This window comes from Kitasatospora sp. NPDC054939 (assembly GCF_053610105.1).
The window spans coordinates 1-14,225 of record NZ_JBSGXP010000191.1; the positions used below are offsets into that span (position 1 = coordinate 1).

Genomic DNA, 14,225 nt, shown 5'->3' on the forward strand with positions numbered 1-14,225 from the left:
TCCACGCCCGCACCGACGCCACCCTCCTCCTCCTCGGCGGCACCCCCTTCGACGAGAAACTCGTCATGTGGTGGAACTTCATCGGCCGCACCGGCGAGGAGATCGCCCAGGCCCGCACCGACTGGGAAACCGGCACGCGCTTCGGCCAGGTCCACGGCTACGACGGCCCCCGCCTGAACGCCCCGGCACTGCCGGCGACACCGCTGAAGCCGCGCGGACGGGTGCGCTGACCTGCAACGATGCTTGAGTGTCCGGCGCCCCATCGCACCCTCCACCAGGTCCGGTTGCCGGAGCCAGGTGCGGCAGAACACCTTGAGCAGCTGCACCATCCCGGAGACAACGCCGACCAGGCCGGCAACCGCATGGAACGCGGCTCCCGCGGCGGCCGCCCGCCGAAGTCCGACCCGCAGGACTACAAGGCCCGACATGCGGTTGAGTGCGGCATCAACCGCCTCAAGAGACACCGGGCTGTCGCCACGCGCTACGACAAGCTCGCGGTTCGCTACGAGGCGGCGGTCCTCGTAGCTGCCATCAATGAGTGGCTCCGAGCAGTGCATTCGAACCGCCTCCATGGGGGAGGCGAAATCGGCTCGCCGCGCCGGTGGACCAGGTGGCAGGGTGCGACGCATGACGCCCCAGCATCAGATTCGTGCCGACTACGACGCTCACACGATCGTGGTCTATCAGGCGTACTCGCCTGCCATCGCTGACGCGGCGCTGCGGGCGGACCGCTTCGTTGCGCCGTTCTCCTTCCACCGGATGACGTGGATCAAGCCGTCGTTCATGTGGCTGATGCACCGCAGCAACTGGGCCCGCAAACCGGGTCAGGAACGTGTTCTCGCAGTGCGGATCACCCGGGAGGGCTGGGAGGACGCCCTGTCCCAGGCCGTGCTGACGACCGCCGACCCGGCGGCCGTCGCCCAGGCAGCCGTACATGTCCAGTGGGACCCGGAACGCTCGCCGCGCGGAGCGGCACTGAATCACTACAGCATCCAGGTCGGCATCGGCCGCCACCTGATCCGCACGTTCACCGACGACTGGATCGTCAGCCTCACCGACCTCACACCCCAAGTCCGCAAAGCCTCGGCACTGATACAAACCGGGCACACCGCCAAAGCACAACGGCTGTTTCCTACGGAGCGCACCTACCCAATCCCTCAGACCCTGCAAGATGTCGTTTCCCCAGGTAGATGACAGGGAACTCGTGAGGGGCCGCCCACGGCCACCGTGATACGAGCACTTTCGATACACGTCCTAGCGGCGATGGTCAGCCATCGATTGCCGATGTCGGCGCCGTCGAGCACGGTCGGCGTGGGTTACCCGATCCCAGCCGATGTCCCGCTCGACGACTACACCAGCGTGACCATCTGGTGCGACCGCTTCGACGTCTCCTTCGGCGCCGCCGAGCTCAGCCGAATCTGACCCGCCGGGCCGCGTGGCCCACCAGCCCCGCAGCCCAACGGCCCGATGCGTGCGGGGCGCGGGTCCGCGATGCCGGCTACGACCCTGCCCTGCGCCAGCTCGGCAACCGCCTCGTCGGCATCCTCCACGGATGCCTCAAGACCCGCACCGTCCATGACGAGGCAGCCGCCTGGTCGCACCACGCAACCCTCGCCCCAGCCGCTTGAGGACCCAACGCCATGGGATGTCTGATCAGGGGTGTCCGTCGAAGCGAATCAAGCCCAAGTCGACATGGAGGATCTGGAGGCGGAGGCGGTCGAAGCGGGCACGGCCGCGTCCATCCCTTGTGATCCGTTCAGCGATCTGCCGCCGCGGGACCTCCCTCCTTCCCGCTCGACGGATCGCCGGAGCTGCAGGCTCATTCCAGTCGAGGGGACGTGACGCGATCGTGCAGTTCCGCCCACGCAGACGAAGCCGCGCGCAGGGCGTCCGGAGGCAGCTCCTGCGCCGGGACACCCGGTCCCAGCGATTGGAGGGCCGCGTCGAGCCGTTGACCTGTCGTACGCAGTGCGCCAGTCAGCTCTGTGCCGGACTCTGCCAGCCGGTCGAGGCCCGACACTCTTGCGACTGCCGCCTGGCGCACCTTCGCCGCGAGCGTGTCCGCAGCCTTCAGGCACTCGGCGAAGCGGGCCGCGATCAGTTCCCGCCCTTGGGAGACCTCGTCCGTGGCCGAGCCGTCGAACCGCGACAGCAACGCTGCGATGTAGCCTGCCGTACTGGCCAGCGTCGTCTGCAACATCGCCGATGCATATGACAGTTCGTCCAGCGAGCGCCGCGCGTCCGGCCCGCGTGCGCTGCCGGAAGCAGCAGTTCATCAGACGATGTTCCCCATCTGCCAAACTACTCGGATGATTGTCAGACTTACACGCGAGCAAGACTTCCCTGCTCTTCTTGACTTGGCAGCTCAGGTGGAGCACTGGTTCGGGCCGATGGTGGAGAGTCCCGGATTCCGCAGTGCCGTGGACCTGCACCTTCGTCGGTCCACGGCGCTCGTCGCCGTCTCGGGGTCGGATGTTCTCGGCGGTCTGCTGTTCGGAATCGAAGCCCCGACGTACCACGTCCACTGGCTGGTCGTCTCGGAGAAGGAACGCGGGACGGGCGTCGGTCGTGCACTGATGGCGGACGCGGAACGCAGGTTCGTTCGGGGTCCGGGCAGCATCGAGGTGATCACCTTTGGGACCGACCATCCGGGCGCAGTCGCCAGCGGTGCACGCGCCTTCTACGAGCGCCTCGGCTTCTGCCCGGCCGAGTCAGCCGAGCCGGGCCCGGAAGGCGGTTCACGGCAGGTCTATCGCCGGGCTGTCCTCTGACGCAGGCAAGAGCTTGTGTTGGCGACCACCACATGCAGGCGGTCACTGGTGGTTTGCGTCGGCTCACCCGACGAGGTAGCGGCGCTGCCCACCGTGGTGCCACCCGGAGGCGGCGCATTTCAGGGTCGCAGGATCGGCGAACGAGAAGGTGCCGAACGACAACCGCTCGGCGGCACCCGGCCTGTCGGAGCTGTCACGAGGGTGAGCGGGGCAACCGTCCCTCGGCGAACGGGGTCGGCAGGGTGCCGGCGCCCCGCCAGGAGTCTGCCGGCCCCGCTCACAGGCGACGCCGACGCTGCTCATCCCCAACCGTGGCTCAACCAAAGGCGATGTCGGCGATGACGGCAGGGTCGACATGCTGCGGAGTGCCGTATTCGGCGGGGGTGGACGGTCCTGCGCCGGGGAAGAACAGGTGGTTCCCCGTCGAAGCGCCACCGACCGGGACCGGTACCGACAACACCGCCACGGGCAGCCGGAGCCCGGGGCCCAGTAGCTGAGACCGGCTGGATCCCGCAGTCGCACCGGAGCGTCAGAGCACGCTCCACAGAGCGATCGCGAACACCGCGGTGACCCAGGTCCACAGGACCGAGAGCGCCAGGTGGCCCAGGGTGCGGAGCCGGTCGCCGCGCCAGAGGCGGGGCGAGAAGACGGCGAACTCGAAGAGCCAGCGGGCGCCCCAGAACAGCGTCTCGCCGGCCAGGAGGGCGACTCCGAGCGGGGAGCCGGCGAGGAGTTCGCCGGGCATCGCCAGCGGCAACAGGCCGAGCAGTACGCAGCCGAGGCCGATGAAGAAGAGGTGGGCGTAGGAGACCTGACGGGTCAGCAGAGTGGTCCCGGCCAGGTCGGCGGGCCAGTCGATCACCCGGGGCAGCACGGCGTGGAACAGGCCGATTCCCACCAGTGCGGCACCGACCAGTCGCAACTGGAGTTCCACGTCGAGGAGTTGGTTCACGACTCGGACCTCCGGAACGCGAACGCGGTGACCAGTGCGGCGATCCGCCGTTCGGCCGCCGGGTGCAGGCCCGCCGCGGCGGCGTGGCCGAGCCAGGTGGAACGCGGCAGGAAGTGCCACGCTCCCGGGCCGTACACGGCGGTGTTCGCGGCGTCGCGCAGGTGCTCGACCAGGACGAGCGTGCCGCCCGGCCTCAGCACCCGGGCCGTCTCGGCGAACAGGGCGGCGCGGTCGGCCGCCCGGCGCAGCTCGTGGGCGGCGAGCACGACGAGCACCGAGTCGAGCGAGGCGGTCGGGGCGGGCAGCCCCGTCGGCCGGGCGGCCACGGTGCCGGGCAACGGTGGCACCCGGCGGCGGGCGCGGCGGATCGAGCCCTCCGTCATCAGCGCCGGGTCGTACAGGTCGGCGATCAGCTGCGGCGCGCCGGGGTGGCGTGCGGCGACCGGCCGGCTCGCCTCGTCGAGGCCCGCCGACACCACGAGGTGGCGGCCGGGTCCGTCCGGGAGGAGGTCGTCGAGCCAGGCGTAGCCGTACAGCTCGGAACGGTCGTAGACGTACCAGGTGGCGGCGGCGCTGCCGGCGAGCAGCCAGCCCGCCGCGAGCGTACCCGCGCGGGCGAGCCGGGCGGCCGGGCCGGGAAGCCGCCGGGCCAGCGCCCAGCCGCCGGCCACGGCGAGCACGCCGCCCGCGTACAGCGGCCAGTTGTAGCCGATCACCTCGCGCACGCCGGACAGGCGGTGCAGGGGAGCCGCGCCCGCGCCGGGCGCCGGCTGCGGGGCGGTCCGGGGCGGCGGCCCCGGAACCGGCCGTTCGCCCGCCGGCCGGACCGGGCTCACCGCGCGCTCCCGTCGAGGGCGCGGCGGCTGCCCGGCTCCCAGCCGTAGTCGAGGTCGGCCACGTGGAAGGCGTTGGCGAGCACGGGCCGGCTGCCGGCCAGCGGGCCGTGGTCGAAGAAGGTCAGCCGGTGCACGTCGACGGCGACCGGTACCGGCTCCCAGTGGGCGCGGACGGCCTTGACGACGATCATCGAGCGGGTCTGCGGCTCGTACTCGAACGTGTAGGGCAGCGGTCCGGCGAACCGGCGCGCGGCCCGGGCGTCGGGGAACGGGCTGCCGGCCGGCAGCGGGGCGGGGCGGCCGGCCAGGTCGGCGCGGACGTGCAGGTCGGCCCGGCCGTCGGCGCTGATCACCTTGAACTCCAGGGTGTCGCCGACGACCCGGCTGCCGATCCGGGCGAGCCGGTAGTGGTAGCGGGAGAGCAGGCGATCATCGTCCAACCGAGCAGGGTCAGTCCGACGAAGACCATGAAGGTCCGGTCCCGGAGGACGACGCCGAGCCCGACCGAGCCGCTCCTGGCCGCTTTGGCGGTCGGCCTGGTCTCCGGGACCTTCAGCGCCAGCAGCAGTGCCGAACACAGCAGTACGCCGGCGTTCGTCGCGAACAGCAGCATCGGCTCGGTCCTGGCCAGCAGGCCGGCCAGCAACGCCGCGGCCCCCGAACCCAGCTTGACCGCACAGTAGTTCAGGTTCAGGGCCCGGACCCGGTCGGCGTCGACGTCGATGATCGACGCAGTGAACGCCGGCCGGACGATGCCGAGGAACACCCCGAGCATCAACGCCAGGCCCAGGACGGCCACCTAGCCGGTGGTGAACCGGGCCTGCCCATGGCGCGGACCCAGTATCGGCCTCTCGCCCTCGGCCGGAAGCAGGGCCTCCCGGCGGCCGGGGGGAGTCGCCCTCCCGGGCTGCCAAGAGGCCCTGCGATCACGCTTCCCGGCGCCCCGCGGGGCGCGGGACCACGCGGAGTCGGCGGCTGCCGCTCAGGCCTTGCGGATGTCGTAGGCGACGCCACTGCCGTAGCAGTTGCTGCTCGGGTAGTAGCTGCTGACCACCCAGCCCGCCGGGAGGGGGGAGAAGGAGCACACGACGGCGGTGGTCTGCGTGGTGATCTTGAAGAGGGTGTACGAGATGCCGGTGCCGGCGCAGTTGCTGCTGCTGACCGAGCTGGTGACGACCCACCCGGCCGGGATCGGGGTCATGGAGCACGCGCTGGCGCGGGTGTCGTTGGCGACGTTGTGGAGCGTGTAGGCGACGCCGGTGCCCGCACAGTTGCCGCTGCTGTACGAGCTGCTGATCACCCACCCCGTCGGGATCGGGGACATGGAGCACACGGTGACGTTGGTGTCGTTGGCCACGTTGTGGAAGCCGTAGGCGACGCCGCTGCCCGCGCAGTTGCTGGTGCTGTACGAGCTGGTGACCACCCATCCGGCCGGCTTGGGGGAGAACGAGCAGATGGTCAGGTTGGTCTGCCCGGTGGTGTCGGTGATCGAGTACGAGACACCGGTGCCGGGACAGCCCCAGCTGCTGTACGAGCTCGTGATGACCCACCCGGCCGGGATGGGGGAGTTGGAACAGATGGTCGTGCTGGCGGCGAGCCGCTGCGGGGCCGCCTGCGCCTGCGCGCTCGCCGCGGTCATCATCCCCAGGAGCAGCATCACGACCGTCAGCAGGTGCGAGGTGTGGTTCCGTAAGCTCTTCATGGCAGGCCTCAGATCTTCTCGACGACGTTCTACGGCTACATTTGTGCAGATGGCGTGAACAGTTGACACACGATGTGTTCACGTCCGCTGCGATGGTGCCAGAGATCGTCCAGCGGCGCCAGAGTGCGCCCGAGGCGCCGGGGCGGGCGCCCGCTCGCGCAGGGGGGCGATCCGCGTCCCGCTCGAGGACCTGCGCCACCCGCCGGGGCCGGGCCGGCGGGCCGAGTCCGGCACGCGAACTTGACTCCGCGCCAGCAATGGGGAAACTTAGGGAAGCCTTACCTTAGTATTTGTACCCACTGGGCCTGTTGCACGGGTTGCACGGTTGCACGGGCCGCTGCGCTCCGGTTCCCGAGAACGAGCAGCCGACGGAAGGACGAGAATGCCGCGAGAGAACGGTGCAGTCGACCACGGGAACGGCGTCGACGACCTGGTGGGGATAGGCTTCGGCCCCGCCAACCTGGCTCTGGCCATCGCAATCGACGACCACAACCGGCGCAGCCCCGAGCAGGTGATCCGGGCCCGCTTCCTGGAGCAGCAGGAGAGCTTCGGCTGGCACCGCGGCATGCTGCTCGACGGCGCCACGATGCAGGTGTCCTTCCTCAAGGACCTGGTGACCCTGCGCGACCCGCGCAGCCGCTTCACCTTCCTGTCGTACCTGGAGGGCCAGGGGCGCCTGGTGGACTTCATCAACCTCCGGTCCTTCTACCCGACGCGCCTGGAGTTCCACGGCTACTTCGAGTGGTGCGCCGAGCAGTTCGGCGCGGTGACCGACTACGGCCGCCGGGTCACCGCGATCCGCCCGGTGGAGTCGGAGGGCCGGGTCGGCCTGGTCGAGGTCGTCTCGGAGCCCGCCGACGGTTCGGGCCCGGCCGAGGTCCGGTCGGCGCGCAACGTGGTCATCGGCACCGGCCTGACGCCGCGGCTGCCCGAGGGCGTCGCCACCGGCGAGCGGGTCTGGCACACCCGGGACCTGCTGGTGCACGCGCCCGCGCTCGCCGAGCGGCGGGACTCCCTGCGGCACCGCCGGATCGCCGTGGTCGGCGCCGGCCAGTCCGCGGCCGAGGCGGTCGAGTACCTGCACCGCACCTTCCCCGAGGCGGAGATCTGCGCCGTCCTGACCCGGTACGGCTACAGCCCGGCGGACGACAGCCCGTTCGCCAACCGGATCTTCGACCCGTCCGCGGTGGACGAGTTCTACCGCGCCTCCGAGGAGGCCAAGCAGAGCCTGCTCGACCACCACGCCAACACCAACTACTCGGTGGTGGACGCCGATCTGATCGAGCAGCTGTACCGGATCGTGTACGAGGAGAAGGTCGCGGGCCGGGAGCGGCTGCGCATCCTGAACGCCTCGCGGCTGACCGGGGTCTGCGAGGGCCCGGACGGGGCGCGGGCCGCGGTCCGCTCACTGACCACCGGCGAGGAGTTCGAACTCGACTGCGACGCCGTGGTGCTGGCCACCGGCTACGCCCACGTGGACCCGCGCGACCTGCTCGGCGAGCTGGCCCCTGCCTGCCTCACCGACGGGCGCGGCCGGGTCCGGGTCGACCGGGACCACCGGGTGCTGACGGAGGACCACGTGGACGTGGGCGTCTACCTCCAGGGCGGGACCGAGCACACGCACGGCATCACCTCCGCGCTGCTGTCCACGCTGGCCGTGCGCTCCGGCGAGATCTGCGACTCGCTGCTGCTGCGCCAGGCGGGCCGTGAACTGCGAGCGGCGGACAGCGGCCTGCGGATCGGCGGCTGACGGCCGGAACACGCGTACCCCGAAGCGGAACTGACGGACCGCCGAGGAGACTCGCCCTTCATCGGTGGACCTCCCCGGCGGTCGGTCGCGCTTCCCGGGCGACGCACGAAGGCCCGCCGGGCAGGCAGGCGGGGCAGGCGGGCAGGCGGGGTCGCCCTACGCGCCCCGGGCGGTCCAGCCGCGCGGCGCCATCGGGACTACCAGCGGGGTGCCGGTCTGCGGGTCCTCGATGATCTGGCAGGGCAGGTCGAAGACCCTTTCGACCAGTTCGGCGGTGACGATCTCCGACGGGCTGCCCTCGGCCACCACCGCGCCGTCCCGCATGACGATGAGGTGGGTGGCGTACCGCGCCGCCTGGTTGAGGTCGTGCAGGACGGCGACGAGGGTGCGGCCCTGCTCGCGCTGCAGTCGGGCGCAGAGGTCGAGGACCTCGACCTGGTGGGCGATGTCGAGGAAGGTGGTCGGCTCGTCGAGCAGCAGCAGCGGGGTCTGCTGGGCGATGGCCATGGCGAGCCAGACGCGCTGGCGCTGGCCGCCGGAGAGCTCGTCGACGAAGCGGGTGGCGAGCGAGTCCACGTTGGTGGCGGCCATCGACGCGGCGACGATCTCGTCGTCGGTGCGCGTCCACTGCCGGAACAGGCCCTGGTGCGGGTAGCGGCCCCGGGCCACCAGGTCCGCGACGGTGATGCTGTCGGGGGCGGTGGAGCTCTGCGGCAGCAGCCCTAGCCGGCGGGCGAGTTCCTTGGCGGGGAGGGAGCCGATCTGCTCGCCGTCGAGGAGCACCCGGCCGGAGGAGGGCTTGAGGAGTCGGGCGAAGGCCCGGAGCAGGGTGGACTTCCCGCAGGCGTTGGGGCCGACGACGACGGTGAACGAGCCGTCCGGCACGGCCACGGACAGGTCCGTGGCGATGGCGCGGTCGCCGTACCGCAGCGTCACCTTCTCTGCGAGCAGCCGCTCGGTGGTGCCGGTCACTTCGTCTCCTGGGGTTGGTCGGTGAGCAATCGTCGGTGGGATTCCGCGTTCGCCTCCGGATCGGGTGACCAGGAGCGCAAACAGTCAGGTAAGGTTAGCCTAACCAAACCTGAGGGGGGTGCGGGGGACCCGTCCTTTCCACCGGACGGATCCCGTTCCGCCGCCATGCGCACGCAGTTCGCGCCGGCCACCCCTCCCGAGCCGTGCCCACCGCGTCTGCTCTCCCACTCCCTGCCCCTGCGGCGACCCCGCCCGGCAGCGACCAGCAGCCAGATCAGAGGACCCCATGCCTGCTACGGACACCATCGCGTCCCCCGTCGCCCCGCACAAGGCGCGGGTCGCCACCCCGCGCCGCTTCCTGATGTGCGCGCCGAGCCACTTCGACGTGACGTACTCGATCAACCCCTGGATGAACCCGGAGAAGCCGGTCGACGCCAAGCGGGCGCTCGACCAGTGGACCGCCCTGCGGGACCTCTACCTCGCGCACGGACACGAGGTCGAGGTGATCGAGCCGCTGCCCGGCCTGCCCGACATGGTCTTCGCGGCCAACGGCGCCACCGTCGTGGACGGCCGGGTGCTCGGCGCCCGGTTCCGGCACGTCGAGCGCACCGCCGAGGGGCCCGCGTACCTCTCCTGGTTCGTACGCAACGGCTACGGGGACGTGCACTGGCCCGAGCACATCAACGAGGGCGAGGGCGACTACCTCGTGGTCGGGCGGAAGATCCTGGCCGGCACCGGCTTCCGCACCGACGGCCGCTCGCACGCCGAGGCCCAGGAGTTCTTCGGCCTGCCGGTGATCGGACTCACCCTGGTGAACCCGAAGTTCTACCACCTGGACACCGCGCTCGCCGTGCTGTCCGACGACGAGATCATGTACTACCCGGCGGCGTTCAGCGAGGGCAGCCGGGCGGTGCTGCGGGAGCTGTTCCCGGACGCGATCCTGGCCTCGGACGAGGACGCCGAGGTGTTCGGCCTCAACGCGCTCTCCGACGGGCGGCACGTCTTCCTCCCCGAGGTCGCCGTCGGCCTGCACGAGAAGCTGCGCGAGCGCGGGTTCGAGCCGATCGGCGTCGAGCTCGACGAACTCCTGTACGCGGGCGGCAGCGTGAAGTGCTGCACCCTGGAGCTGCGCGGCTGACTCCCGTCCGGCCCGGTCCCGACGAACACCGCGACCGCCTTGACACTGACAGAGCTCCCGCGATTAGGTAAGGCTTACCTAACGAGCTGTGCGCGGGCCGGTCGACCGGACGAGCGGGGCGGGGTGGCTCCACCGGAGACTCCGCCCGACGTGCTCCCAGCCCGCCCGACGACCCGTACCCCATTCCCGGAGACCCGAGTGCGCCTGCGCGACCTACTGATCGACATCGAGCCCCTGCGCGCGAGCCCCGACTTCCGCGCCGCCTTCATCGCCCGGACGGTCTCGCTCTTCGGCCTCGGGGTCGCCACGGTCGCCCTGGCCTCCCAGGTCTACAAGCTGAGCGGGTCGACCTTCCAGGTCGCCGCGGTCAGCATGGTGATGAGCGTCAGCGTGCTGGTCGGCTCGCTGGCGGGCGGAGTGCTCGCCGACCGCACCGACCGCCGCCGGGTGATCATCCTGGCCCGCAGCGCCGCCGCCCTCGGCTTCGCCGCGCTCGCCGTGAACGCGATGCTGCCCGAGCCGCACCTCTGGGTGATCCACCTCTGCGTCGCCTGGGACGGCCTGGCGTCCGGCATCAGCGTCACCGCATTGCAGGCCGTGGTGCCCACCCTGGTCCGCCAGGACCAACTCCCGGCGGCCGGCGCCCTGCTGGCGATGACCGGCGAGATCGGATCGATCGCCGCCCCCTTCCTCGGCGGCGTGCTGATCGCCGCCTGGGGGCCGGGCTTCGCCTTCGGCGTCACCGCCGCCACCACCGCGCTCACCAGCCTGCTGCTGACCCGGCTGCGCCCCCAGCCGCCGGTCCACGACGAGGACGACGAGGAGGCCGCGGGCGAGGGCGGTTCGCCACTGGCGGCGCTGCGGTTCGCCCTGCGCGAGCGGGTGGTGGGCGGCCTGCTGGTGCTCGGCGGGGTCACGGCCTTCTTCAACGTGCCGGTGGTGCTCTTCCCCGAGCTGGTCGACACCCGGTTCGGCGGCGGAGAGGTCATGCTCGGCGTCCTGTACACCGCGCCCGCGATCGGCGCGCTGCTGATGTCCGTCGGCAGCGGCTGGATCGGCCGGAGCGCGGCCCCGGGCAAGGTCCTGCTGGCGTCCGTCCTGGTCTCCGGCCTGGCCGTGGCGGCCTTCGGCCTCAGCCCGAGCATCGTCCCGGCGTTCGCGGCGCTGGTGGTCGTCGGGGCGGCCGGCACCGTCTACGGCATCCTGGAGTACGCGCTCGTCCAGCACCACACGCCGGACCGGCTGCGCGGCCGGATGGCCGGGGTGATGACCTCCCAGCAGACCACCGGCGACATCGCCGGCGACGCCGAGGTGGCGCTGATCGCCCGCTGGTTCAACCCCGGCTTCGCCGCCGTGTTCAACGGCCTCTTCACCGCGCTGACGGCCGTGGTGGTGGCGATCGCCGTCCCGGGCCTGCGGCACGCCACGCTCCCCGAGGAGAGCGACGAGGACGAGGAGCCGGGCGGCTCCGGTGCCTCCGACCGGCCCGCCGAGCACGGACCCGACGAACTCGCCGCCGCCCCGGCCTCCGTCGCCGCGGCTCCCGCCGCCCCGCCGGCACCCGACTCCCCCGGCGCCTCCCGAACCACCTGACCACCCATCGCACGTCCCCAGGAAAGGCACTGAGTTGAGCTCCAACCCCACCGCCGCCGGAACAGCCGGTCCCGCGACCCGGCTCCGCCGCGCCGCCACCGCCCTGTTCGCCGGTCTCGTCCTGACCGCCGCGGCGGCCTGCTCCACCACCACGACGCCGGACAGCGGCGGGTCCGGTGCCGCCTCCTCCGGTGCCGCCACCACCCGGGTGGTGAGCACCCCGGACGGCGAGGTCACCATCCCCGCCAATCCGAAGCGGATCGTCGGCCTCTCCTACGCCGCGATGTGGCTGCTCGACGCCGACATCCCGGTGGTGGGCATGACCTCGGTCGACGAGGCGGCGCTCTCGCCGGCGCAGAAGGAGAAGGTCAAGTCCATCCCGGTCGTCGGTGAGGGCAACGAGCTCAACTTCGAGAAGCTCCAGAGCCTCAACCCCGACCTGATCATCATCTCCGCGCCGAAGCGCGTGGAGTTCAAGATCGACAAGCTCAAGCCGATCGCCCCCGTGGTCTCCTTCGGCATCTCCGACCCCTCGGTCCTGCTCCCCACCTCGCTCAAGGTCGCCGACGCGGCCGGCCAGAAGGAGCGCGGCGAGAAGGTCAAGAAGGAGTACGAGGAGAAGGCCGCGCGAATCAAGACCACGTACGCCGACAAGCTCGCCAGGACCAAGTGGGCCATCGCCAACTCCGGTGAGGCCGGCAAGCTCTCCGCGTACAACGGCTCGTCCTGGCTCGGCATGGTCGTCAAGGACATGGGCGGTCAGTTCGCCGAACTGCCCGGGGTCACCTTCGAGGACGCCTGGTTCGACCTCTCCTTCGAGGAGATCGGCAAGCTGGAGCCGGCCGACGTGATCCTGGTCGACGGCACCGGTGAGGGCGGCAAGCCGTCCGCCGAGACCACCGACCTGATGAACCAGACCAACTGGAAGGCCCTCAAGGCCGCGAAGAACAACCAGGTGCACCCGGTGCCGGACTTCTTCACCGCCCGCTACCCCGAGGCCGTCAAGATCCTCGACCAGCTGGAGCAGGTCCTCAAGTCGCTGTGATGCACAGGCGGTCCGGCCCCGCCCCGGGCCGGACCGCCCTGCCCGACCTCGAACACTGGAGCACCCGAACGATGAACCGCCCCCACCGCCGCCTCCCCCTCACCGGAGCACAGTCCGGAGTCTGGTACGGCCAAGGGATCGCCCCGGACAGCCCGGCCTACAACGTCGGCCAGTACGTGGAGATCCGCGGCGAGGTCGACCGGGAGCTGTTCGAGGCCGCGCTCCGGCGCACCGTGTCCGAGGCCGAGTCGCTCGGCATGACCTACGGGGAGCAGGACGGCATCCCGTACCAGGAGACCGCGGAGCTTGCCTGGGAGCTGGAGACCACCGACCTGCGCGGCGAACCCGACCCGGACGCGGCCGCGCTCGCCCTGATGCACGCCGACATGCACCGCCCGGCCGACCCCGCGGACGGCGGCCTGTTCGGCTTCGCCCTGCACACCGTCGCCGACGACCGGGTGCTCTGGTACCAGCGCATCCACCACATCGCCGCCGACGCCTACAGCTTCGCCCTGCTCTCCCGCCGGGTCGCCGAGGTGTACACCGCGCTGGTCCGCGGACTGGCCGTCCCTCAGAGCCCGTTCGGCCCGCTGGCCCCCGTCCTCGACGAGGAGGCCGCCTACCGCGACAGCTCCCAGTACGGGACCGACCGCGCCTACTGGCTGGAGCGGATGGCCGGCCACACCGGCTCCCAGCCGCTCTCCGGCGCCGTCCGGCCGGCCGCCCCCCGCTTCCTGCGCCGCTCCGCAGTGCTGCCCGACGAGGTCGGCGAGGCGCTGCTCAAGGTCGCCGCGCAGTCCCGCGGGACCTGGGCCGACGTCGTGATCGCCGCGTTCGCCGGCTACGTCCACCGGATGACCGGCACCCGGGACGTGGTGCTCGCCCTGCCCGCGATGACCCGGATGGGCTCGGTCGCCCTCGCGGTGCCCGTGATGACCGTCAACGTCCTGCCGCTGCGCCTGGAGGTCGGCTCGGCGGACACCGTCGCCGGCCTGGTCCGCCAGGTCGTCAAGGGCGTGCGCGAGCTGCGCCGCCACCAGCGCTACCGCGGCGAGTCGATCAGCCGCGACCTCGAACTCGTCGGCAGCCGGCGCGGACCGCTCGGCCCGATGGTCAACATCAAGGTCTTCGACGACGCGCTGACCTTCGACGGCGCGACCGCGCGCCCGCACAACATCGCCGCCGGCCCGGTCGAGGACCTCACCCTCTCCGTCTACCTGGACGGCGGCCGGAGCCTGCGCTTCGAGCTGGACGCCAACCCGAACGCCTACACCGGGGCCGATCTCGACGCCCGCACCGCGGAGTTCACCCGGCTGCTGACCGCGCTCGGCGAGGCCGGCCAGGACGCCGCGCTCGGCACCCTGGACCTCGTCACCGAGGCGGACCGGGCGCTGCTGGCGCAGTGGAACGGCACCGATCGCGCGATACCCGCCGGTTCGGTGGTCGAGCTGTTCGCCGCCCGCGCC

At 71.5% G+C, this 14,225-nt stretch carries 15 protein-coding genes and 2 pseudogenes; 10 read left to right on the top strand and 7 right to left on the bottom strand.

Annotation, left to right across the window (positions count from 1 at the left end; all coding sequences use genetic code 11):
- The 4 genes and pseudogenes from ACWGB8_RS34770 to ACWGB8_RS34785 form a co-directional block, all read left to right on the top strand.
- The coding region (locus ACWGB8_RS34770; protein ID WP_452217655.1) for a pirin-like C-terminal cupin domain-containing protein at nt 1–230 on the top strand (230 nt) is incomplete at its 5' end.
- A gap of 91 nt (nt 231–321) precedes the next feature.
- A pseudogene (locus ACWGB8_RS34775) lies at nt 322–545 on the top strand (IS5 family transposase); the annotation flags it as partial.
- Between the two features lie 82 nt (nt 546–627).
- Nucleotides 628–1,194: a DUF4291 domain-containing protein gene (locus ACWGB8_RS34780; RefSeq protein WP_452217656.1), complete on the top strand. Its 567-nt coding sequence runs from the start codon at nt 628–630 to the stop codon at nt 1,192–1,194.
- A 123-nt stretch (nt 1,195–1,317) separates the two neighbouring features.
- A pseudogene (locus ACWGB8_RS34785) lies at nt 1,318–1,422 on the top strand (DM13 domain-containing protein); the annotation flags it as partial.
- Between the two features lie 397 nt (nt 1,423–1,819).
- On the opposite strand, the gene ACWGB8_RS34790 reads toward ACWGB8_RS34785, so the two are convergent.
- Nucleotides 1,820–2,200, bottom strand: a complete 381-nt coding sequence (locus tag ACWGB8_RS34790; protein ID WP_452217657.1) for a hypothetical protein — start codon at nt 2,198–2,200, stop codon at nt 1,820–1,822.
- 109 nt (nt 2,201–2,309) lie between these two features.
- Here ACWGB8_RS34790 and ACWGB8_RS34795 point away from each other — a divergent pair, with 109 nt between their 5' ends.
- Complete coding sequence (locus tag ACWGB8_RS34795) at nt 2,310–2,771, top strand: GNAT family N-acetyltransferase (RefSeq protein WP_452217658.1); 462 nt, start codon at nt 2,310–2,312, stop codon at nt 2,769–2,771.
- A gap of 529 nt (nt 2,772–3,300) precedes the next feature.
- On the opposite strand, the gene ACWGB8_RS34800 is transcribed toward ACWGB8_RS34795, so the two are convergent.
- The 5 genes from ACWGB8_RS34800 to ACWGB8_RS34820 form a co-directional block, all read right to left on the bottom strand.
- Nucleotides 3,301–3,723 carry a hypothetical protein gene (locus ACWGB8_RS34800; protein WP_452217659.1) on the bottom strand — a complete coding sequence of 141 codons (423 nt, stop codon included), beginning with the start codon at nt 3,721–3,723 and terminating at the stop codon, nt 3,301–3,303.
- Complete coding sequence (locus ACWGB8_RS34805) at nt 3,720–4,448, bottom strand: class I SAM-dependent methyltransferase (protein WP_452217660.1); 729 nt, start codon at nt 4,446–4,448, stop codon at nt 3,720–3,722. The genes ACWGB8_RS34800 and ACWGB8_RS34805 overlap by 4 nt, the downstream gene beginning before the upstream one ends.
- 107 nt (nt 4,449–4,555) lie before the next feature.
- Nucleotides 4,556–4,999: a hypothetical protein gene (locus ACWGB8_RS34810; protein WP_452217661.1), complete on the bottom strand. Its 444-nt coding sequence runs from the start codon at nt 4,997–4,999 to the stop codon at nt 4,556–4,558.
- Entirely contained in the window at nt 4,909–5,334 is a 426-nt protein-coding gene (locus ACWGB8_RS34815; RefSeq protein ID WP_452217662.1) for a hypothetical protein, read from the bottom strand. Before ACWGB8_RS34815 ends, ACWGB8_RS34810 begins: the two co-directional genes overlap by 91 nt.
- 207 nt (nt 5,335–5,541) lie before the next feature.
- A complete protein-coding gene (locus ACWGB8_RS34820) occupies nt 5,542–6,261 on the bottom strand; it encodes a hypothetical protein (protein ID WP_452217663.1) in 720 nt (239 codons plus the stop codon).
- Nucleotides 6,262–6,643: 382 nt separating this feature from the next.
- Here ACWGB8_RS34820 and ACWGB8_RS34825 point away from each other — a divergent pair, with 382 nt between their 5' ends.
- Nucleotides 6,644–8,011 carry a lysine N(6)-hydroxylase/L-ornithine N(5)-oxygenase family protein gene (locus ACWGB8_RS34825; protein WP_452217664.1) on the top strand — a complete coding sequence of 456 codons (1,368 nt, stop codon included), beginning with the start codon at nt 6,644–6,646 and terminating at the stop codon, nt 8,009–8,011.
- Between the two features lie 156 nt (nt 8,012–8,167).
- Here the strand turns inward: ACWGB8_RS34825 and ACWGB8_RS34830 are convergent, their stop codons facing one another.
- Nucleotides 8,168–8,983, bottom strand: a complete 816-nt coding sequence (locus ACWGB8_RS34830; RefSeq protein WP_452217665.1) for an ABC transporter ATP-binding protein — start codon at nt 8,981–8,983, stop codon at nt 8,168–8,170.
- 286 nt (nt 8,984–9,269) lie between these two features.
- On the opposite strand from ACWGB8_RS34830, the gene ddaH reads away from it, so the two are divergent.
- From ddaH to ACWGB8_RS34850, 4 genes are all read left to right on the top strand, one after another.
- Nucleotides 9,270–10,121: a dimethylargininase gene (ddaH, locus tag ACWGB8_RS34835; protein WP_452217666.1), complete on the top strand. Its 852-nt coding sequence runs from the start codon at nt 9,270–9,272 to the stop codon at nt 10,119–10,121.
- Nucleotides 10,122–10,319: 198 nt separating this feature from the next.
- A complete protein-coding gene (gene entS, locus ACWGB8_RS34840) occupies nt 10,320–11,714 on the top strand; it encodes an enterobactin transporter EntS (RefSeq protein WP_452217667.1) in 1,395 nt (464 codons plus the stop codon).
- 34 nt (nt 11,715–11,748) lie between these two features.
- Nucleotides 11,749–12,759: an ABC transporter substrate-binding protein gene (locus ACWGB8_RS34845; protein ID WP_452217668.1), complete on the top strand. Its 1,011-nt coding sequence runs from the start codon at nt 11,749–11,751 to the stop codon at nt 12,757–12,759.
- A gap of 71 nt (nt 12,760–12,830) precedes the next feature.
- Nucleotides 12,831–14,225, top strand: a 1,395-nt coding sequence (locus ACWGB8_RS34850; protein WP_452217669.1) for a condensation domain-containing protein, incomplete at its 3' end; no start/stop codon positions are given.